This window comes from Acinetobacter sp. V91_7 (assembly GCF_031799075.1).
In the GTDB taxonomy this organism is placed as follows: domain Bacteria; phylum Pseudomonadota; class Gammaproteobacteria; order Pseudomonadales; family Moraxellaceae; genus Acinetobacter; species Acinetobacter calcoaceticus.
The window spans coordinates 74,803-93,803 of record NZ_JAVQNT010000030.1 but is presented as its reverse complement, the minus strand read 5'-3'; the positions used below and the strand labels follow the sequence as shown (position 1 = coordinate 93,803).

The 19,001-nt window shown below is 35.3% G+C and carries 19 protein-coding genes; 11 read left to right on the top strand and 8 right to left on the bottom strand.

Annotated elements, in window-relative coordinates; genetic code table 11:
* Positions 1–554 precede the first annotated feature (554 nt).
* The 4 genes from RMB03_RS06135 to RMB03_RS06120 all read left to right on the top strand — a co-directional run bounded on the left by RMB03_RS06135 (position 555) and on the right by RMB03_RS06120 (position 4,712).
* On the top strand, positions 555–1,019 hold the full coding sequence (locus tag RMB03_RS06135) for a MarR family winged helix-turn-helix transcriptional regulator (RefSeq protein WP_002121027.1): 465 nt from the start codon (positions 555–557) through the stop codon (positions 1,017–1,019).
* 196 nt (positions 1,020–1,215) lie between these two features.
* Positions 1,216–1,431 carry a hypothetical protein gene (locus RMB03_RS06130; protein ID WP_003652142.1) on the top strand — a complete coding sequence of 72 codons (216 nt, stop codon included), beginning with the start codon at positions 1,216–1,218 and terminating at the stop codon, positions 1,429–1,431.
* Between the two features lie 600 nt (positions 1,432–2,031).
* Positions 2,032–4,128, top strand: coding sequence for an EAL domain-containing protein (locus tag RMB03_RS06125; protein ID WP_311074678.1), 2,097 nt, complete (start codon positions 2,032–2,034; stop codon positions 4,126–4,128).
* 140 nt (positions 4,129–4,268) lie between these two features.
* The gene (locus RMB03_RS06120; protein ID WP_005040033.1) at positions 4,269–4,712 is read left to right on the top strand and encodes a universal stress protein; all 444 of its coding nucleotides are present in this window, start codon (positions 4,269–4,271) and stop codon (positions 4,710–4,712) included.
* Between the two features lie 58 nt (positions 4,713–4,770).
* On the opposite strand, the gene RMB03_RS06115 is transcribed toward RMB03_RS06120, so the two are convergent.
* The gene (locus RMB03_RS06115; protein WP_311074676.1) at positions 4,771–6,213 is read right to left on the bottom strand and encodes a glucose/sorbosone family PQQ-dependent dehydrogenase; all 1,443 of its coding nucleotides are present in this window, start codon (positions 6,211–6,213) and stop codon (positions 4,771–4,773) included.
* A gap of 612 nt (positions 6,214–6,825) precedes the next feature.
* Here RMB03_RS06115 and RMB03_RS06105 point away from each other — a divergent pair.
* A complete protein-coding gene (locus RMB03_RS06105) occupies positions 6,826–8,280 on the top strand; it encodes a SulP family inorganic anion transporter (protein WP_311074674.1) in 1,455 nt (484 codons plus the stop codon).
* 44 nt (positions 8,281–8,324) lie between these two features.
* Here the strand turns inward: RMB03_RS06105 and RMB03_RS06100 are convergent, their stop codons facing one another.
* The 6 genes from RMB03_RS06100 to kynU form a co-directional block, all read right to left on the bottom strand.
* Positions 8,325–9,506: a S8 family peptidase gene (locus tag RMB03_RS06100; RefSeq protein ID WP_311074673.1), complete on the bottom strand. Its 1,182-nt coding sequence runs from the start codon at positions 9,504–9,506 to the stop codon at positions 8,325–8,327.
* A 253-nt stretch (positions 9,507–9,759) separates the two neighbouring features.
* Positions 9,760–9,873 (bottom strand): hypothetical protein, encoded by a 114-nt coding sequence (locus RMB03_RS06095; RefSeq protein WP_227558541.1) that lies wholly within the window; start codon positions 9,871–9,873, stop codon positions 9,760–9,762.
* 151 nt (positions 9,874–10,024) lie between these two features.
* Positions 10,025–10,303, bottom strand: a complete 279-nt coding sequence (locus RMB03_RS06090; protein ID WP_056480589.1) for a DUF6527 family protein — start codon at positions 10,301–10,303, stop codon at positions 10,025–10,027.
* 521 nt (positions 10,304–10,824) lie between these two features.
* Positions 10,825–11,571, bottom strand: coding sequence for an alpha/beta hydrolase (locus RMB03_RS06085; protein ID WP_311074670.1), 747 nt, complete (start codon positions 11,569–11,571; stop codon positions 10,825–10,827).
* A 7-nt stretch (positions 11,572–11,578) separates the two neighbouring features.
* Positions 11,579–12,985: an amino acid permease gene (locus tag RMB03_RS06080; RefSeq protein WP_311074668.1), complete on the bottom strand. Its 1,407-nt coding sequence runs from the start codon at positions 12,983–12,985 to the stop codon at positions 11,579–11,581.
* Positions 12,986–13,025: 40 nt separating this feature from the next.
* Positions 13,026–14,276, bottom strand: a complete 1,251-nt coding sequence (gene kynU, locus RMB03_RS06075; RefSeq protein WP_311074666.1) for a kynureninase — start codon at positions 14,274–14,276, stop codon at positions 13,026–13,028.
* Positions 14,277–14,421: 145 nt separating this feature from the next.
* Between kynU and gigD the strand changes: the two genes are divergently transcribed.
* Positions 14,422–14,871 carry an Lrp/AsnC family transcriptional regulator GigD gene (gigD, locus tag RMB03_RS06070; protein ID WP_017392227.1) on the top strand — a complete coding sequence of 150 codons (450 nt, stop codon included), beginning with the start codon at positions 14,422–14,424 and terminating at the stop codon, positions 14,869–14,871.
* Between the two features lie 23 nt (positions 14,872–14,894).
* The gene (locus RMB03_RS06065; protein ID WP_311074663.1) at positions 14,895–15,431 is read left to right on the top strand and encodes a GNAT family N-acetyltransferase; all 537 of its coding nucleotides are present in this window, start codon (positions 14,895–14,897) and stop codon (positions 15,429–15,431) included.
* Positions 15,432–15,478: 47 nt separating this feature from the next.
* Here RMB03_RS06065 and RMB03_RS06060 read toward each other — a convergent pair whose 3' ends face one another.
* Entirely contained in the window at positions 15,479–15,772 is a 294-nt protein-coding gene (locus RMB03_RS06060; RefSeq protein ID WP_045431062.1) for a hypothetical protein, read from the bottom strand.
* Between the two features lie 397 nt (positions 15,773–16,169).
* On the opposite strand from RMB03_RS06060, the gene RMB03_RS06055 reads away from it, so the two are divergent.
* The 4 genes from RMB03_RS06055 (at position 16,170) to RMB03_RS06040 (ending at position 18,998) form a co-directional block, all read left to right on the top strand.
* Positions 16,170–16,856 carry an HAD-IA family hydrolase gene (locus RMB03_RS06055; protein ID WP_270902199.1) on the top strand — a complete coding sequence of 229 codons (687 nt, stop codon included), beginning with the start codon at positions 16,170–16,172 and terminating at the stop codon, positions 16,854–16,856.
* The gene (locus RMB03_RS06050; RefSeq protein ID WP_045431059.1) at positions 16,840–17,268 is read left to right on the top strand and encodes an RNA-binding S4 domain-containing protein; all 429 of its coding nucleotides are present in this window, start codon (positions 16,840–16,842) and stop codon (positions 17,266–17,268) included. Before RMB03_RS06055 ends, RMB03_RS06050 begins: the two co-directional genes overlap by 17 nt.
* 145 nt (positions 17,269–17,413) lie before the next feature.
* On the top strand, positions 17,414–18,460 hold the full coding sequence (recA, locus tag RMB03_RS06045) for a recombinase RecA (protein WP_005040004.1): 1,047 nt from the start codon (positions 17,414–17,416) through the stop codon (positions 18,458–18,460).
* 55 nt (positions 18,461–18,515) lie between these two features.
* Entirely contained in the window at positions 18,516–18,998 is a 483-nt protein-coding gene (locus RMB03_RS06040; RefSeq protein ID WP_133746769.1) for a regulatory protein RecX, read from the top strand.
* Positions 18,999–19,001: the final 3 nt, after the last annotated feature.

The following is a 19,001-nucleotide window of genomic DNA, read 5'->3' as shown; positions in this document are numbered from 1 at the left end:
CAATAATTTGTTAAATAAACCCATTTTATTTTGCTAAATAATAGATGATTCATGTTAAATGTATGGTAAATTTCACCAACAAAAAAACAAATTAAGATATTGATATTAATAAATATTTTATATTTAAATATCTTGATTTTTCATAGTTATGACTTTAGAGACAAAAACTATCTCGTTCAATGCCACGGTCAAATCATAATTTTTTTTCTACGATGCGTTTGCAAGCCAATATCGTTTAATTAACGATCAAGTAAGCCTAGATGCAATCTTGTATATCTGTTCAAAGATTTTAAGGAATTAATGGCTATGACTTATCAAGTCACATTAATTTTCAACAAACTTTGACTATAGAAGAAAAGTATTTGTAGTTTGTGCAAAGTATAGGGATGTTTATCAAGACAAGGGTAACTAAACCATGTCATTGTTAAATTTAGCTATATAAATTTTGCTCAGCAAGTAAAGTCCTGCTATAACTTGCTTGATGAAACTATATTTTTCAACTATTAAAGATAGTTCACCAGAAATGCGATCCACCAAGGTATGGGGAAAAGTCAATGACAAAGAAGTATGCGCGTTTTTTACCTACAACAGAATCTTTTACTCTTGAAGATTTTCCATATTATTGGATTACTCAAGTACATGCTCAGTATGTACAAAATATTGATAATGCTTTAAAAAAATATGGTTTAGATAACTCACGTAGACGCATTATGTTGGCTTTAAGCAGTAAGCCCCATGCGAGTGTTTCTGAACTTTCAGACATGATTATTTCAAAAATGTCGACGACGACTAAAATTGTCTATCGTTTAAAAGATGAAGGTTTAGTTGAAACTTATTCTTGTCAGACTGATGGTCGAATCACCCGCGTGGTACTTACAGAAAAAGGTACTGAAATGATCAATAAGATTAATGATCTAACCAGCGTAGTACTCGAGCAATCATTCGAAGGTATCACTCCATTGCAATTAGAAAAAATGATGGAAAGTTTAAAATTGCTTTTAAAAAATCTTTCTCGTTAAAAATGGAATAGATGTTTTACTCGTCAGCAATAACTAAGCTCTCTTCAAGAGAGCTTTTTCTATTTTAATGCCTCGTTTAAGCATTGATAGAAACAATACCCTACATAAAATAATCAATTAACTTCTCATGTGTTGACTTGAGCTCTTAACTCCAGTAGAAATTCTCTTTCAATAACTGAATAGCAAATTTTTGAAAATGGCTAAAAGAAAATACAAAAGTGACAAGTTTCAAGTGCGCCGTATTAACCGTCAATGGTGGGTACTTGAAAAAGACCTCGAATCAAACTGCTATTTAAAACATGAACAAGTGGCAACCAAAACCTTAGCAAACAACTATGCAGATGATTATATTGAACAATACTATATGAATCTTTACATTCAACAAGAGTTGAAAAAACCTGAAACTGTATAAAAAAGCCATTTGGCTTTTTTTTATTTTTAATAGTTTGAAATTATAAAATCAAAAATTAGGAATAAAAAAAAACCTACATCTTGGGGAAAATGTAGGCTATAAAATGCACAAAAAGGAAATATATATCCTTCTTGATAAAAAGAATTTTACGATAATATAAGCCTTTATTTTATATTACTTTTGTAAACTTAATGGTGGTTATTGTATTTATCTAGAATTTTTTAAACCCACCCTTCTTGATATATTATGGTTAAAATTTGAGTTATTAAAATTTTAATCATCACAATTTACTTCTCATCATTTTATAATTTATTTTCATTAGTTTTATTAAGATAGGTTTCTAAAGACAATTATAAGTTTCTGTTTTAATAAGTTTTTTACAAAAATAAGCATAAATCTTTTTTTTAACTTAACACAGATAAAAATCAATAAATAACAAAAACATAAATTAAATATTAAGTATATAATATATTTAACACCTCAATTTTAGTTCAAAAAAAAGACAGTTTAAATTTATTTATTGCTGTTTTGATTACTACAGAAAGATTACAATAATGACTTATAAATAGATTAACCCCATACAATCTTTCTAGGCATGTTATGACTTCAATGTCGAACAACACCCAAAAGCATTTTATTGTTGAGCAAATTCCACTACCAACATGGGTAAGTGATGAAAATGGCTTGATATTATATTGCAATGTAGAGTGTACAGAATATTGGCAGGATACTTTTTCTCCATTACCTCAGCAATGGTTAGATTTTATATCTCCTGTCGATTTAGATGAAGTCAAAAATAGATGGCTCGAAGCAATTCGCCTGCAAAAAAGAATAGAACTAAAATGCCGACTTTTACAAAGTGGCAATCAATATAGATGGTGCAAACTTTCTATTCAAGCCTCCAAATATCGCGGCTCTTCTTTAGCCAGTGAATGGTATGTCAGCTTTTTAGATATTGATCACGATATTCAAGAACAACAAAACTTGCAAAAGAATATTGAAATACAAAATCAAATGTTAGACATCAGTGTTGATTGCATTAAAGTATTAAATGTTGATGGCACAGTTTCTCATATGAATAAATCAGGATGCCTCGCTTTAGGCGTTCCTGTTGATGAAACAGAATTTGGAATGAAATGGCTTGAGCTTTTGCCACCTCATATTCGTAAACGTGGACGCGTCGCTCTAAAAAAAGCCCTTCAAGGCAAAGTTGCCAGATTTGCTGGAATGAGCTGTTTACCAGATCAGGACCCAGAATATTGGGATAATATGCTGACCCCGATTCATCGGGAAAATGGTGAAATCGGACAAATACTTTGTGTATCACGTAACGTTACTCAACAGCATTTGACAGAAAATCAGCTTAGAAATATGAGTGAAAGAGATGACCTGACCGGTTTATGTAATCGGCGCTCATTTAAATTTCAACTTAAACGAACCCTTGCATATTCAAAAGATAGTCAAACAAGTGTGGGTTTACTATTAATTGATCTTGATCATTTTAAACATATTAATGACACTTTAGGGCATAGCGCAGGCGATCATCTTTTAAAAGTTTTATCCAAACGGTTTAGTCATTGTGTTGATGATGAAAGATGCTTTGTCGCAAGACTGGGTGGAGATGAGTTTGCGGTTATTATTAATAACCTTAAATCTGAAAACGATGTGCGTGACCTAGCCGCAATTTTACTTCAGCAGCTAAATCAACCTATTACCTATTTAGGCAATGTGCTCAATGGTGGTATGAGTATTGGTTGTGCGATTTATCCTCAAGATGCCGTAGACCAGTCAGGTTTATTAAGTTGTGCTGATATGGCATTGCATGACTTAAAAGCGCGTGGTCGTGGTGGTATTCGTATGTATAATCCATGCATGATGCAAATGACCGAAACAGTCGCATCTCAACTTAATTTAGCACGCCAGCTTATTCGCCATCATACCATCCAGCCCTACTACCAGCCCAAAGTAGATTTAAGAACTCATCGTGTTGTAGGTTTTGAAGCTCTATTACGATGGCATACTACTTCAGCTCAAAGAGGTTACCCTGCACAAATTGCAGAGGCTTTTAAAGATTATAATTTAGCGAGTAAGATCGGTGAAACTATGCAACATCAAGTTTTACGTGACATCGCCAAATGGATAGATCTTGGTATTAAACCTCTTCCTGTTTCGCTCAATGCTGCCCCAGTTGAGTTCTTAAGAGACAACTATGCTGAAAAGCTTTTGAAAAAGATCAATCAATTTCAAATACCGACACATTATATTGAAGTAGAAGTCACCGAACATATGCTTGGCGATCGAGGTTCAGAATATGTGATCCGAGCACTTAATAAATTAAAGCAGCATGGCGTAAGTATTGCATTAGACGACTTTGGTACTGGTTTTTCATCGCTCACCCATATTCGCGATTATCCAATTGACAGCTTAAAAGTAGATTGTAGTTTTATACAAAAGATGCAACATGACCCATCAATTTATGCGATTGTCCAAGCAATTGGTTTACTCGCTCCAAATTTATCACTAGGGCTCATTGCAGAAGGAATTGAAACTCCAGAACAAGAAGAACTACTTCGACAATTTGGATATAGTATAGGTCAAGGATTCTTGTTTGAGTCCGCTATAGATGCTAATCAAGTCATTTCAATTCTCAAACAGAATCAACCCTACTTAGAAAGTCATTACAATGCTTTAAGATAGAATCTTTAATAAACTTTCTCGCCTCTATTCATACTAAAAATAAACAATAACTTTTTAAAAATTGTTCATAATATAAGCATAAAGATAATAAGTCGGTGTTTTAACACCATACATTGTCATAGGACAATAAGGAGCAATATATGAGTTATCACCATATCTTGGTTCCAGTCGATGGTTCTCCTACTTCACTCATTGCTGTCAATCATGCAGCAGCACTTGCTAAGGCCTTTGGTAGTAAAGTGACCCTAGTATATGCGCTTACTATAGATCCTTTCATTTCTGTAGAATTCATTGATAGTACAGAATTAGCACAGGATTATTTTAATAAAGCTAGAGCATCGATTCAGGGTATTTTAGACCAAGCAAAAGAACAATTTAGCCAACATGGAATTTATGTTGAGACAAAAATTGTTGAGGGTCAAACAATCCACACAGAAATTATTAAAGCAGCGACCGAACTCAAAGCAGATTTGTTAGTCATTGGTTCTCATGGTCGAAAAGGGTTTAAAAAGTTCTTCTTAGGAAGTGTGACTCAAGCTCTTTTAGGAGAAATTCATTTACCGGTATTAGTCGTAACCGAATAGTTTTTCTGAAGCTGAAAAAAAACCGATCTTATGAAGATCGGTTTTTTAATAGCCTATTTTACTGAGCTTTATATGTAAATCTAATCAGAGATCCTGGGTTTTCTAATGTATTCGTTACAGAACCATCATCTTTTTGGACATTTCCGGAAGTATCAGTCAATACATATAAAACATTTCCATCTGGACTTGCAATCACGTCACGATAACGATTGTTGCTCTTAAACATCGGCACAGCATCATCATAAGTAGCACTGTAAGTTGGATCTAGCTTAATACGGAAAATAACACCGCGCTTTAAAGATGGAACCAATAATGTATTTTCCCAACCAGAAATTGCTTTTTTGCCTCCCTTATAGACATAAGCAGATGACGGTGCAACCGTTGGCCAGCAAATGTAGGTCATATCCCCACAGGTTGGGTCATTATAGTTATAGGTATCTTGGACGGTATATAAAGTTTTTAATGGCGGTACAAAGTTTTTACCAGTCCATTCAGACTCTTTAGTCACTGGAACGCCAGCTGCCACTTTTAAACCATTTTGTCCTAAATCTTTAATTTGTGACTTATTGGTTGCTGCCGAATAATTTGCATAGGCATAACCACTGTCATCTTTATAACCCGCTACATTTGGCCAGCCATAGTTACCACCTTTAACAATCAGATTAATTTCATCGTCAGAGTTTGGACCCTGTTCAGATTGCAACAGTTTACCATTTGGAGTAAATGCCAAGCCCTGTGGGTTACGATGACCGAGCGTATAAATATGGCTAATTACACCATTAAAACTTGGATTATCTTTTGGAATACTTCCATCCAGATTTAAGCGTAATACTTTACCCATATAGGTATGATAGTCTTTGCCGCTCAGTTCCTGTTGAGTCGGCGTATACTGTGCTTGATTTGGTAAGAATAAATAAGCAAGCTGGTTACGTCCCTGATCACCAATCGTATAGTAAATCTTTTGGTCTGGACCAATGACAAGACGACCCGACTGATGGTCTTTCGATGAAGGTAATCCTGCCAATAAATCTACTGGTTTCTCAAGAGTATCTGTTGCTTTGTTATAAGTATATCGACGGATAATAGTTTGATTGGGTAATTCTTTATCTGTAGATTTCGGATTTTTAAATGTACCTGAAACATAGATATAAGGATTATTTTTAAAGTCAGGATGAAAGGCAAAACCCAATAAACCGTTTTGTCCATCGGCATCATTTACAATCTCAGGAACCTGAAAAATTGTTTTTACACTGCCCGACTCTGGATTCACTCTTAGAATCTTACCTGTTGCCCGCTCCGTTAACCAAATTTGATTATCAGGTCCCCACAACAAAGCATGTGGCTTATTTAAATTAGATAGAAGAACTTTCTTATCAAAGCTTTCTGTTTTCGCTTTAGCAAATTGAGATGGAGTAAGAGGGACATCAGCAAATGCTGGATTGAGCGTAAGTAGCTGAGCAGCACCTAATAAAGTAATTTTAGCCAATAAATGTTTATTCATATGTCCACCTTATAAATTGTCAAAATTTTCCGAGAATTTTTAAACCGTTAATAAAGGGTTTGTAGGAGTTCTCTATATGATTTGTATTATGATGAATAACGAATCTATTAAAATCTAAATTTCTGAAAGGCTCTGTTGCATAAAAGTAGCTATTAAAAATGGATGAACACTCTCACAAAGTCTTTTTAAGATGAGTAACTTAAAGCTAAGTTTGATATATTTTTATACATGCTCAATTAATTTTATATCTTAATGTTTTTTGAAATGCTCTTCTAAAGTTAGCACAATATCGCTATTAACCATGAATGCAAATCAATATCCTTTCTTAAAAAAATTTCATAAACCCAATGATGAAAAGCATTCAATTATAAGGTTTTTGCTATGCAAACTTCCTAAGCTCAGGTTAGTCAACCTTAAAAACTTATGCTATTCTTCGGCCACTTTTTAAAGCCTCAAATTCTCTATTACCATGACACTTACGCCACCTTAAGTTTATTTACCCTTACCCATTGTAAATAACTCATCACTGTTTAGTGATGTGGTGTAGTCGCTTGTGTTGATATATCACATCACTAGCCTTTTCAAAATTTAGAACTATAGGCTATCCCCCTCATGTTAACGAATGTCCGAGAACAATGGTTCTCTAATGTCCGTGCAGATATTCTTTCCGGTCTTGTTGTTGGTCTTGCTTTAATTCCTGAAGCAATTGCATTTTCAATTATTGCGGGTGTAGACCCGAAAGTTGGGTTATACGCGTCTTTTTGTATTGCAGTCATTATTTCATTTGTAGGTGGTCGTCCCGCTATGATTTCGGCAGCTACGGGTGCCATGGCTCTAGTCATGACTACACTGGTAAAGGACCATGGACTTCAATACCTATTTGCAGCAACTGTTTTAACTGGTGTCATACAGATCTTAGCTGGATACTTCAAACTCGCCAAACTCATGCGTTTTGTTTCCAAATCGGTCGTTATTGGGTTTGTTAATGCCCTCGCCATACTCATTTTTATGGCCCAACTCCCAGAATTGGTAAACGTGACGTGGCATGTTTACTTATTGGTAGCAATTGGTTTAGCAATTATTTACCTATTCCCTTATGTACCCAAAATTGGAAAGTTTTTTCCTTCACCTCTTATTTGTATTGTCGTCATTACACTACTTGCCATTTTTCTAGGTATTGATGTTCGAACGGTTGGTGATATGGGTTCACTACCAGATACCTTACCTATATTTTTAATTCCAGATATTCCTTTTAATTTAGAAACACTGCTTATTATTCTTCCCTACTCATTAGCCCTTGCGGCTGTCGGCTTACTTGAATCGATGATGACAGCAACAATTGTTGATGAAATGACAGATACTCCAAGCGATAAATTCCAAGAGTGTAAAGGTCAAGGGATTGCCAATATTGCCTCAGGCTTTATGGGAGGAATGGCCGGTTGTGCCATGATTGGCCAATCAATGATTAATGTAAAATCTGGTGGTCGCACACGTTTATCTACTTTTTGTGCAGGAATATTTTTACTGATTTTAGTTGTATTTTTAAGTGATTGGTTAAAGGTGATTCCTATGGCAGCTCTAGTTGCTGTCATGATTATGGTGTCAATCAGTACTTTTGAGTGGAAATCGCTTATTCACTTTAAAGCGAATCCTAAAAGTAGCAATGTCGTTATGATTGCAACTGTCATTGTTGTTGTGGCTACCCATAACCTAGCACTAGGCGTATTAACCGGTGTTTTACTTTCCGCGTTATTCTTAGCCAATAAACTTGAAAATGATATTCATGTAAATACGTCCTTTGAAGGTGAAATGCGTGTGTATGATTTAAGAGGACAAATATTTTTTAGTTCTTCTGAAATGTTTATGCAAGGATTTAACTTTAAGGAAGATGTAAAAGAAGTCATTATTGATCTTACACACTCACATATTTGGGATGTAACTTCCGTAGCAATGCTTGATTCGGCCATCAATAAATTTCAAAAAAATGGCATAAAAGTTACTGTACGCGGCTTAAATGAAGCCAGTTCAATCATGATTGATAAATATGGTACTCACGCTAAAATTTAAAAAAGGTCCTTCGGGACCTTTTTACGATCTACAGATTACATGTTTTATGAAGGAGATTTATACAACAAACGATTTGGACTACCAGATGGATTTTTTACCACATTACTACTTGCTTGATTTAAAAGATTAGTAGAGATGGTTTGTGGTGCCGCAGTGGGCGTGCTTTGCAGCATTTCAGCAACGACACCTGCAACATGTGGCGTAGCCATCGATGTTCCATTTAGAATTTTAGTAGCCGTATTACTGCCTATCCAAGAAGAATTAATTTGGCTTCCGGGTGCAAAGATGTCAACACAGCTTCCATAATTAGAATAGCTGGCTCGCGTATCAGTATTATCTGTAGCAGCAACTGTAAGTGCTTTACTTACTCTTGCAGGTGATGCACTGCAAGCATCAGTATTTGAGTTTCCAGCAGCCACGACCATTACATAACCATTATCAAATAAATTTTCAACTGCACTATCTAAAGAGGTACTCGCATCCCCACCTAATGACATATTCACAACAGCCGGTTTTTTACCATTTTTTAATATCCAATCTAAACCAGCAATCACATTACTAGATGCACCAGAGCCATCACATCCTAAAATCCGAATTGGAACCAAATTTACATTCTTAGCAACACCATAGGTACTTCCGCCAACCGTACCTGCGACATGTGTACCATGCCCATTACAGTCGCTTGTACCATTCCCATCCGATATTGCGGTATACCCGCTTAATACCCGCCCAGAAAATTGTTGATGGCTAGACAATATACCTGTATCAACAATATAAGCTGTCGTGCCAGAACCCGTCTGTAAATATGAATAAGCAGAATTTAAAGGTAAAGCTTTTTGGTCAATACGATCTAGTCCCCAATCCGGATTACTCTGAGTAGTGGCATCAATTTTCATGACTATATCGTTTTCTATAGAAAGTACTTGCGGATTTTTTTTCATTGCTTCGACAAAAGCAGTAGCCGCTGTATCGGGTAAATAAATTGCGAAACCCTTAAGTACAGTGTCATACGACTGTAAGACCTTAGCGCCATGTTGCTTAGCAATATTCTGAGCGAAATCTATAGATGGACCAGCATCTTTATTGAGAATAACAATATATTGGTTTTTAATAATTCCCTTTGCTTGAGAAGAATCTAGTAAAGAGATTGTTGTGTTTGGTGCTGCATGGACTAGATTGACGGCGGCCAATGTTAAGAAAGCAGCCGATACTTGGCAAAACTTCATGAAAAATCTCCATATCTTTTATTCATACATCGTTGTTATGATTTGTACTGTCGTTATATTTAAGAATTAAAACATTTTTGGTAAGAAATTTTGATTGGCCTCTCCCTACATCAAAACTAAATCATATTTTCATAAAACTTTGTTTTGTACAACGCTAGTATCTTTTTTAGATCAAAAATGTGAACCAATTCTAAAAATCAGAGAATTATAGGTTTGGGTTTAAAGATTAATTATTATTCTTGACTATAAAACTTCAAGAAGGATTTATAATATAAAAATATATAATCATTACCAATAATATAAAAGTAGAAAGTGCAAGATAGGTACCAACTGTATTAAAACTTCGCAAAAATTTCCAGATATCCATAAAAATATAATAAAACAATTATTTATAAAAATTATTTCAGACTTTAAATAAATCAGCAATCAGAATAGGTTTACAATTTTTTTAACTATAAAGGTTCAGTATCAAATACGTAAAAAATATTACTTCAAAAAAATATAAATATATTATGTAATTATAAATTATTCTTGATTTTTAGTTCAGGCAACTCCAATTTCTGTCCCGCTAAATGATGTTTACAATTAAGAGAGTATTCAATAAAACCTTCTTCTATAAAATAATAACAACGCCCAATAATACTTATGCTCGGATTAAATGTTGGTTTTTCAAGACTACCATTAAAGAACCACTGACTCCCATTAGAAAAGGGATGCTCTACCGGAATATAGTGGAGATGCCCACAAGCCGGACACATATGTACATACATCCCACCCTCAAAATATTGTACTTTCATAAAGGCTCCTTTTTAAATAAAAAAGCCAACCCATAGAGCCGACTCAATCTATCCACATAAGAACACTACCTATTATTTAATTATTCGTTATATTTTTCTCTTTTTGTTTTTCTGCTTTTACTTTAACCAAGAGATATTACAAATTGATGAAGATGTTTTTTAAATTATATTTATAACACTCATCAAATATTAAAGAATTGGATAAAATTTAAAATAGTTTTTAATAGAATTAAATATCATTCAAAATAATTATAATATTTTACTTATAATTAAAAAATAAAAAAGTCCGTATCTTGGGAAGCTACGGACTTCAAAACTCATCTAAACAACAGCTAAGCAATTTGTCGCTTAGTGAGAAAGCACTATCTTTTTAATCTAATTAAGTTCTATATTCAGGTCAAGAACAACTCACACTTTCTGTAAAAATCAGGATAAGTTGTGATTTATCTCACATTCATCTTATGATCGGCTTAGGTTAAGAATTTTATAAAACAATATTGCATATATTATTTTTCAAATACTTAACTTAATATATGCCTAAAATAATACTCTAAAATCGTATAGTGATTAATGTGAGAAATAAGCTTAAAAGATATCAACCTCTGTTCTTGATCTTTTTTACTTTCAAAATAATTTTGGCTTTGCCATTTCAATTCTTCGAGTTCAAGTTCTCCACATAAAATTGTGCATGGGGTGTCAATCTGCTCTTTATGATGAATTGGGCTATATTTCAAAATATCTTCTTTTGTCAAATTCAGCGCATGATTTAAATGAGTCTTTTGTATTGGCTCTAAATCATAAATTCCACTTAATAAGGCCATCTCAGATATGAGCGGATGGCTTACAACTAATGCGCCAAGATGTGCTCCAGCTGAGTGGCCAACCAACTCAACCTCATCAGTTATCCACTCTTGCTCTGCAATGAAATCGAGAGCTTGATGAACTTGCGCCACAATATCTGCAATTTTACTCTGTGGTGCCAAATCATATTCCAACAAAATACATTGGACACCTTGCGCTAAAACATGGGGAGCGACAAATGCAAAATCTGATTTATCACACCACTGCCAATATCCACCATGGATAAAAATAATGGTTTTATTCGCCTGTTCTACAGGAAATAAATCCAACGTTGATCTGGGATGAATACCATATTGAATATCTCGGATATGTCTATATTTTTGATAACTCACCAAGCTTCTTAGCTGAAAGTCAGTCAGTATCTCATCCTCATTAGGCACTGTCGTCGCATTATCATATTCTCTCATGCTTTTCTCACTTTAATGATTCTTCATGGGCACTTAAAGAGAGCTTGGCTGATGAGCGTTTTAAATAATAGAAAAAAGTAAGAATGATAATTAGAGGAACACCAAATTGTAAAGTTGACTTAAATTCGTTAGTAAACCAAGTCGTAACCGTGATACTTAAAATTGCAATTAATCCCAACAGAGAAATTAACCGACTAGCAGGAACTTTAAACTTTAACTGTAAACCTTGTTGCGCCATATTTCTTCTAAAAAACATGTGGGTAACAAAGATGCTGCCCCACGTAAACAATGCTCCAAACATGGATAGCGCAATCATAATCGGGAAAGCCGAAGCAGGATTAATCGTATAGACAATGCTCGCAATACCAATACCAACAGCAGACAAGAGCAGCGCGTTAACGGGTACACCATTGCTACTAATGCGCCCAAAGAGTTTCGGTGCGTCACCAGCTCGTGACAAGCTAAACAACATACGTGTTGAGATATAGAGCATACTGTTCATCGCCGATAGAGCTGCGACAATTACAATGAAATTTAAAATACTGTCTGCATATGGAATACCTACAATCTTCATTACCATTACAAAAGGGCTAGTCGCCTCAGAACCAATTAAATCCGTCCATGGAACAAGTGCTACAATTAAAAATAAAGACAATAAGTAAAACAGAATTAACCGAATAGCCGTACTCTTAAAGGCTGTTTTAACAGCTTTTTCTGGATCTTTAGCTTCACCTGCCGCAACAGCAATCATTTCGATACTTAAATAGCTAAATATTGAAATAATGACTCCAATCCAGACCCCACTAAAGCCGTGGGGAAAAAAGCCACCATGTTCTGTTAAATTGGAAACGACTTGCCCAGTTCCTTCATGACTTTGAGTCAAGATGCCAATAGACAAAAGAATAAATACAATAATGGCAAAAACTTTAATGGTCGAAAACCAATATTCAACCAATCCAAAAGCCTTAACACTATATGCATTTACCACCAGCAAGGTCATTGAAAAAAAAGCAATCCAAATCCAAGAACCAACATGTGGGAACCATAATTTCATATAGTCAGCAACTGCTGTGATTTCTGTGCCCACGGCTAATACAATGCATGCCCAATAGCAATAACGGACTAAAAATCCAGCAAGTGGACTAATATAATGTTCTGCATAGGCTCCGAAGGAACCTGAAGTGGGATGCTGAACTGTCATTTCAGCTAAACAAGCCATGATAGCAAATGCAATTAAGCCACCAATCGCATAGCTTACAATGACAGCTGGGCCAGCAAAGCTGATTGCAAACTTGCTTCCCATAAACAACCCTGTACCAATCGCTCCACCAATTGCAATCATTCCCATTTGTTTTGCGGATAATTTCTTATGTAAGCCCGCTTCTCTATTTTGTATTTCGTCAAAGCTACTCATAGGCCCTCCTAGCCTTTTGCTGATTTTGATTTCCTGAATATCAGGTCACTTCGCCTCTAACCAGATAACGCTCATTTTTCCATTCGTTATTCAGCATAATTTGCTTAAGATGCTGTACAGCATTCCAGACATCTTCAAAACCTAGGTATAGGGGAGTAATTCCAAAACGTAATACTTCTGGCTCTCGGTAATCGCCGATTACGCCTCGGGCAATGAGTGCCTGAATAATTTCATAGCCATATTCATGGCGATAACTCACATGGCTACCACGATATTGATGATTTAAAGGTGTAATAAGTTCAAAACCAAACTGTACACATTCCTGATGGACGAGTTGAATAAACAAATCGGTTAATTTGAGTGATTTCTCGCGTATTTGTTGCATATCCACTTGCAAGAAAATATCGACGCCGCATTCAATCAAACTCATAGAAATGATGGGCTGAGTTCCACATAGATAACGACGGATACTATTGGCCGGCTCATAATGCTGTGCCATATCGAATGGCTTCTTGTGACTCCACCAACCCGATAAAGGTTGCCAAAACTGGTCACGATGCTTTCGATTTACCCATAACAAAGCTGGAGAACCAGGGCCACCATTTAAATATTTATAAGTACATCCAATCGCAAAATCACTATTACTCTGGTTTAGATCCATAGGAACTGCACCAACTGAGTGGCATAAATCCCAAATAATCAAAGCATCTTTAGAGTGAATTTGTTGATTAATAGATGCCATATCATAGAAATATCCGGTCCGATAATTCACATGAGAAAGTACAACTACTGCTACATGTTTTTCTAATACACGTGATAAATCATCTACGCCATCAATCAATTCAACTTGATAACCTTGGTGAATTAAATCAATGAAACCCTCAATAATATAAATGTCTGTTGGGAAAGCATCTTTTTCCGCCACAATAATTTTACGTTCTGGAAATTTTTCGGCTTGAATTTTTACCGCAGCTGATAGAACTTTAAATAAGTTCAGAGTAGTAGAGTCAGAAATAACAACTTCACCCTGCTCTGCACCAACAAGTTTAGCTACTTTATCGCCAAGTCGAGTAGGTAAACCCCACCAATCTGCTTTGTTCCAGCTATTAATTAAGTCCTCTCCCCATTCTTGGGAAATAATATGCTGAGCGACATCTAATGATTTCTTCGGTCTCGCACCTAAAGAATTACCATCTAAATAAATCACTTCTTTTGGAAGCGCAAATTCCTCTTTAAATTTTTTGAGTTCATCTTCCTGATCCCAATAGAGACACTGTTCATGAGTAATCATTGTTATTTCACCTATTTCAACATTTCCTTTGTTTTTGAATTTTATCACGGAAATTCTTACAATTTATTCGATAATATTTGATTAAAATCTTTAATTTTCGTATAAAATTCTAAATATAATTAAAAAATACGGATGAAATTCTAAAATGAATGTAGATGCAATCGATCTAAAAATCTTAAAGCATTTGCAAGATAACGCGCGGTTAAGTAACCAGGAACTCGCCGATCTCGTTAATCTTTCAGCATCGGCCTGTCATCGACGGGTTAAAATTTTAGAGGCAAATGGAGTAATTGAAAAATATCAGGCAAAAGTCAATTATGAAAAATTAGGCATAAAAATTGAGGCAATTGTCGAAATTAAACTTGCACAATTAACCGAAAACGATCACAACTTTTTTTTAAGTCAGATCAAAAATTTTGATGAAGTCATTAATGCTTATATTATTACAGGCGAATCTAATTATGTTTTACACGTTGCGACTAAAGATTTGAATTCGTTTTCCCATTTTGTCATTAATACCTTAAACAAAATTAAAGGTGTCGTCAGTATTAATTCCAAAATCATTTTACAGAAGATTGTGCAGAAACCGCTTTAACCTTCTTATTAAAGAGTTATTCTATGATTGAAACTGAACGTCTAATCCTAAGACAATGGAAAGAAAGTGACTTTGAATCTTTTATCAAAATGGGCCTAGATCAAGACGTCATGCAATTTTTCCCAAGCCTTCTAACACCTCAAGAAAGCCTTAACTTAATCCAGAAAATTTCACGTCTCATTGATGAAAATGGTTGGGGCTTTTGGGCAGTAGAATTAAAAGAAAGCCATCAATTTATCGGGTTTATTGGTTTACACAACCAACCTGAGCAATTTGATTTTTCTCCATGTGTCGAAATTGGTTGGAGACTTGCAAAAGAATTCTGGAAACAAGGTTATGCTACCGAAGGAGCAAAAGCCGTTTTAGACTATGGTTTTAATATACTTAATTTAGATAAGATCGTTTCGTTCACAGCCATTATTAATACACCTTCTCAAGCTGTAATGGAGCGGATAGGAATGCAAAAAGTTAAAAACTTTGATCATCCCAAAGTGCCCCTCCATCATGAATTAAGAGCGCATGTGCTATATGAGATCACTAACTATTCATTCAATTTATGATTAAAGTTAAAACTTACGCCTTTAGACAACTAAAAATTTAAAAATGCTTACTCATCGAAATCATACCCAACAGAAGTAGACTGTTCCCAATATTCATGGATTTTATTTGCTATTTCTTCTTTTTCCATTGTAGTCAGTACGTAAAAGAGTTTGGCCTCTTTATTTTTTCTTAGAATTAATAAGTTGTAATAATCATACTCGGGTCCACTAAGCCCTAGTGTAGGTTGCGATTCACAGTGTTTTTCTGCTTTGTAGTGCCATTCAAGCTTATAAGTATCGAGGCCATCGGCAGCATTGATTACGATACCGTCATTGGTTCCACCAATAAATCCAATTTTCATTGCTTTCTCTAAATTCTTATTAGGATAATTTTCAATATAGCGCTAATTGAGTACTCTTCAATTTATATATTGTTTATCAAAAAGTATCGTATGTAACTATAATTAGAGAAAACGATTAGATAATAATTTGGATTTCTAATTTAGAAGATGCTGACTATTGTTTTACTCAAAATAAAGGAAGAATTTTCTACTAAACTGTTTCATTATTATTTTTTGTTTTGCAAACTTCCGCGTTATAATTTCAAACCATTTATCTTCCCTATCCATACCATTAATCTATACAATTTTTAGAAAAATTAATGGATGGAGCTTTGAATTAATTTATGATTTTAAAAGGATATATGGTAGATGTGTCTTAGAAAGTTTGCTTTGAATGATTTTGGAGATATTTAAAAATATGTCTAAAATCATAATGTTTGACATGGATGGTACGCTATTAGACTTAGCTTTTGATGACTTCATTTGGAATGAATGTCTCCCGATGAGACATGCGCAAATACATCAAATTCCCCTCGCCGAGAGTAAAAAAAAGCTATATCAGTTTTATCAATCACATCGGCACACTCTTGTTTGGTATTCATCAACCTATTGGACAAAAACAGTAGGCGTTGATGTACTCAAATTACAGCAAGAATTTCAATCTAAAATCCAAGCACGCTCGGGCTGTCTTGAGCTTCTACAGCAACTTAAAGAACTAGGATACACCTGTTGGCTAGTGACTAATGCTGACCGTCCTAGCTTACGCTTAAAACTCGATAATATTGCAATCGAACATTTTTTTGACGTAATCATATCAAGCGAACAAGTTGGTTATGCAAAAGAAGATATTAATTTTTGGAAAGAACTCCAACGATTACACTCCTTCAATCCAGATGAAACAATTTTTATTGACGATACGACCCCCGTGTTAAAAACAGCAGAAAAATTTGGTATTAAACACTTGTTTACTATCTCACAGCCCTCAAGTCTAAATGTTATAAGACAGCATCAGGAACTAGAATATAAAGCACTAGATCGACTTACAGAGTTGCTGTCTATATTGAATCAAATTGATAGAAAGGATAACGATGTCAAAATTGCGTGAAGACGATGCTGTAGAGACCATGCGTGTTGACAAATGGTTATGGGTTGCTCGTTTTTTTAAAACTCGTTCAATTGCTAAAGCAGCAATCGAAGGAGGTAAAGTACATCACAACAATGAACGTGTAAAAGTTTCCAAAGAAATTCGAGTGGGAATGGAGCTTATTATTCAGCAAGGCTTTGATAAAAAAACTGTTGTGATAAAAGCGCTTTCTAATACACGTGGCCCAGCGCCAGTTGCACAGCAACTTTATGAAGAAACCGAAGTGAGTATTGCTAGACGGGAGTTGATTGCATCCCAACGAAAATTGCATAATCTAGCTCGACCTGACCATAGACCGGGTAAAAAGGATCGTCGACAAATTATTCGGTTTAAACAGGAGAATGATCAAAATTGGTCATACGATGATGAATAAAAACGTCGAGTTGTGTCGCACACACACATACAACACATAGAAGCTATAGAAAAAATCTGTCACTATTAACCTAGTGAAACAAGTTGAGATTCAATGCATCCACTTGGGTTAAACGTGATGAACATAGAGTATTGAGGTTTTTGAGATGGATGAGAATAAAAGCAAAGCATTACAAGCCGCGCTAAGTCAAATTGAGAAACAATTTGGCAAAAATACGGTGATGCGTCTCGGTGACAACACTGTTCAAGCTGTTGAAGCTGTATCTACAGGCTCTTTGACTTTAGATATTGCATTGGGGATTGGCGGTTTACCAAAAGGCCGTATTGTCGAGATTTATGGTCCAGAATCTTCTGGTAAAACCACAATGACTCTACAAGCGATTGCGCAATGTCAAAAAGCTGGTGGTACTTGTGCATTTATCGATGCAGAGCATGCATTAGATCCACAATATGCGCGTAAACTCGGTGTAGACATTGATAACTTGCTTGTATCGCAGCCTGATAACGGTGAACAAGCTCTCGAAATTGCGGATATGCTAGTTCGTTCTGGCGCAATTGATATGATTGTTGTCGACTCAGTCGCTGCTCTTACCCCTAAAGCAGAAATTGAAGGTGAGATGGGTGACTCTCATATGGGCTTACAAGCTCGCTTAATGAGTCAGGCACTGCGTAAAATTACTGGTAATGCTAAACGCTCAAACTGTATGGTTATTTTCATTAACCAGATTCGTATGAAGATTGGGGTAATGTTTGGCAGCCCTGAAACCACGACTGGTGGTAACGCGTTGAAGTTCTACGCTTCTGTACGTTTAGATATCCGCCGTATTGGTCAAGTAAAAGAAGGCGATGAGATCGTCGGCTCTGAAACTCGAGTTAAAGTTGTTAAAAACAAAATGGCTCCTCCTTTCAGAGAGGCTCTTTTCCAAATTCTCTATGGTAAAGGCACAAACCAGCTAGGCGAACTTGTAGATTTAGCTGTACAACAAGATATCGTACAAAAAGCAGGTGCTTGGTATTCATATCAAGGTAATAAAATTGGTCAAGGTAAGAACAATGTTATTCGCCACTTTGAAGAGAACCCTCAAATGGCTGGAGAGATTGAACGTAATATCCGTGAACAACTGTTAACAACAGGTACTAATACTGCTCAAGTTGAAGATGAAGAAGAAGCTGATCTTTTATTAGAATCTTAATTGCTCATTCTTCATAAAACGCCCTTCGGGGCGTTTTTTACAAGGGAATCCTAATATGTTCAAAAGAACTGAAGAACAGTCTCAACAACGAACTCCGCTTACTGGCCAGCGTTTACGCTCGTATGCATTTGCTTTACTGACTCGCCGAGACTATTCAAAAGCAGAACTTACTGAAAAATTGACTCGTTATGCTCAGAACCCAGAAGAGGTTAAGCAACTCGTTGAAGAGCTATCTGAACAAAATTATCAAAGTGATCAACGTGTTGCTGAACAAATGCTTGCTAGCCAAATTCGTAAAGGTAGAGGACCAAAACGCATTCAACAAGCTTTAAAAACTAAACAGCTTGAAAATGATTTAATTGCAGATGAAATTCATGATATTGATTGGGTAGAGCAAGCGTATGAGCTCAAAGTGAAAAAATTTGGTGAAGAAGTGGAAAAAGATCCAAAGCTTAAAGCAAAACAGATTAGATTTTTACAATATAGAGGATTTGATTTAGATGTAATTATTAAAGCAGTCCAACGGAGAGTGGACTAATAG

Excerpts from the sequence above, each read along its gene's own strand:
- RMB03_RS06055 (WP_270902199.1), top strand. The coding sequence starts at position 16,170 with ATGTCTAAAATCATAATGTTTGACATGGATGGTACGCTATTAGACTTA.
- RMB03_RS06120 (WP_005040033.1), top strand. The coding sequence starts at position 4,269 with ATGAGTTATCACCATATCTTGGTTCCAGTCGATGGTTCTCCTACTTCA.
- RMB03_RS06130 (WP_003652142.1), top strand. The coding sequence starts at position 1,216 with ATGGCTAAAAGAAAATACAAAAGTGACAAGTTTCAAGTGCGCCGTATT.
- RMB03_RS06115 (WP_311074676.1), bottom strand. The coding sequence starts at position 6,213 with ATGAATAAACATTTATTGGCTAAAATTACTTTATTAGGTGCTGCTCAG.
- RMB03_RS06065 (WP_311074663.1), top strand. The coding sequence starts at position 14,895 with ATGATTGAAACTGAACGTCTAATCCTAAGACAATGGAAAGAAAGTGAC.
- gigD (WP_017392227.1), top strand. The coding sequence starts at position 14,422 with ATGAATGTAGATGCAATCGATCTAAAAATCTTAAAGCATTTGCAAGAT.
- recA (WP_005040004.1), top strand. The coding sequence starts at position 17,414 with ATGGATGAGAATAAAAGCAAAGCATTACAAGCCGCGCTAAGTCAAATT.
- RMB03_RS06100 (WP_311074673.1), bottom strand. The coding sequence starts at position 9,506 with ATGAAGTTTTGCCAAGTATCGGCTGCTTTCTTAACATTGGCCGCCGTC.
- RMB03_RS06040 (WP_133746769.1), top strand. The coding sequence starts at position 18,516 with ATGTTCAAAAGAACTGAAGAACAGTCTCAACAACGAACTCCGCTTACT.
- RMB03_RS06060 (WP_045431062.1), bottom strand. The coding sequence starts at position 15,772 with ATGAAAATTGGATTTATTGGTGGAACCAATGACGGTATCGTAATCAAT.
- RMB03_RS06125 (WP_311074678.1), top strand. The coding sequence starts at position 2,032 with ATGACTTCAATGTCGAACAACACCCAAAAGCATTTTATTGTTGAGCAA.
- RMB03_RS06095 (WP_227558541.1), bottom strand. The coding sequence starts at position 9,873 with ATGGATATCTGGAAATTTTTGCGAAGTTTTAATACAGTTGGTACCTAT.
- RMB03_RS06085 (WP_311074670.1), bottom strand. The coding sequence starts at position 11,571 with ATGAGAGAATATGATAATGCGACGACAGTGCCTAATGAGGATGAGATA.
- RMB03_RS06090 (WP_056480589.1), bottom strand. The coding sequence starts at position 10,303 with ATGAAAGTACAATATTTTGAGGGTGGGATGTATGTACATATGTGTCCG.
- RMB03_RS06135 (WP_002121027.1), top strand. The coding sequence starts at position 555 with ATGACAAAGAAGTATGCGCGTTTTTTACCTACAACAGAATCTTTTACT.
- kynU (WP_311074666.1), bottom strand. The coding sequence starts at position 14,276 with ATGATTACTCATGAACAGTGTCTCTATTGGGATCAGGAAGATGAACTC.
- RMB03_RS06050 (WP_045431059.1), top strand. The coding sequence starts at position 16,840 with ATGTCAAAATTGCGTGAAGACGATGCTGTAGAGACCATGCGTGTTGAC.
- RMB03_RS06105 (WP_311074674.1), top strand. The coding sequence starts at position 6,826 with ATGTTAACGAATGTCCGAGAACAATGGTTCTCTAATGTCCGTGCAGAT.
- RMB03_RS06080 (WP_311074668.1), bottom strand. The coding sequence starts at position 12,985 with ATGAGTAGCTTTGACGAAATACAAAATAGAGAAGCGGGCTTACATAAG.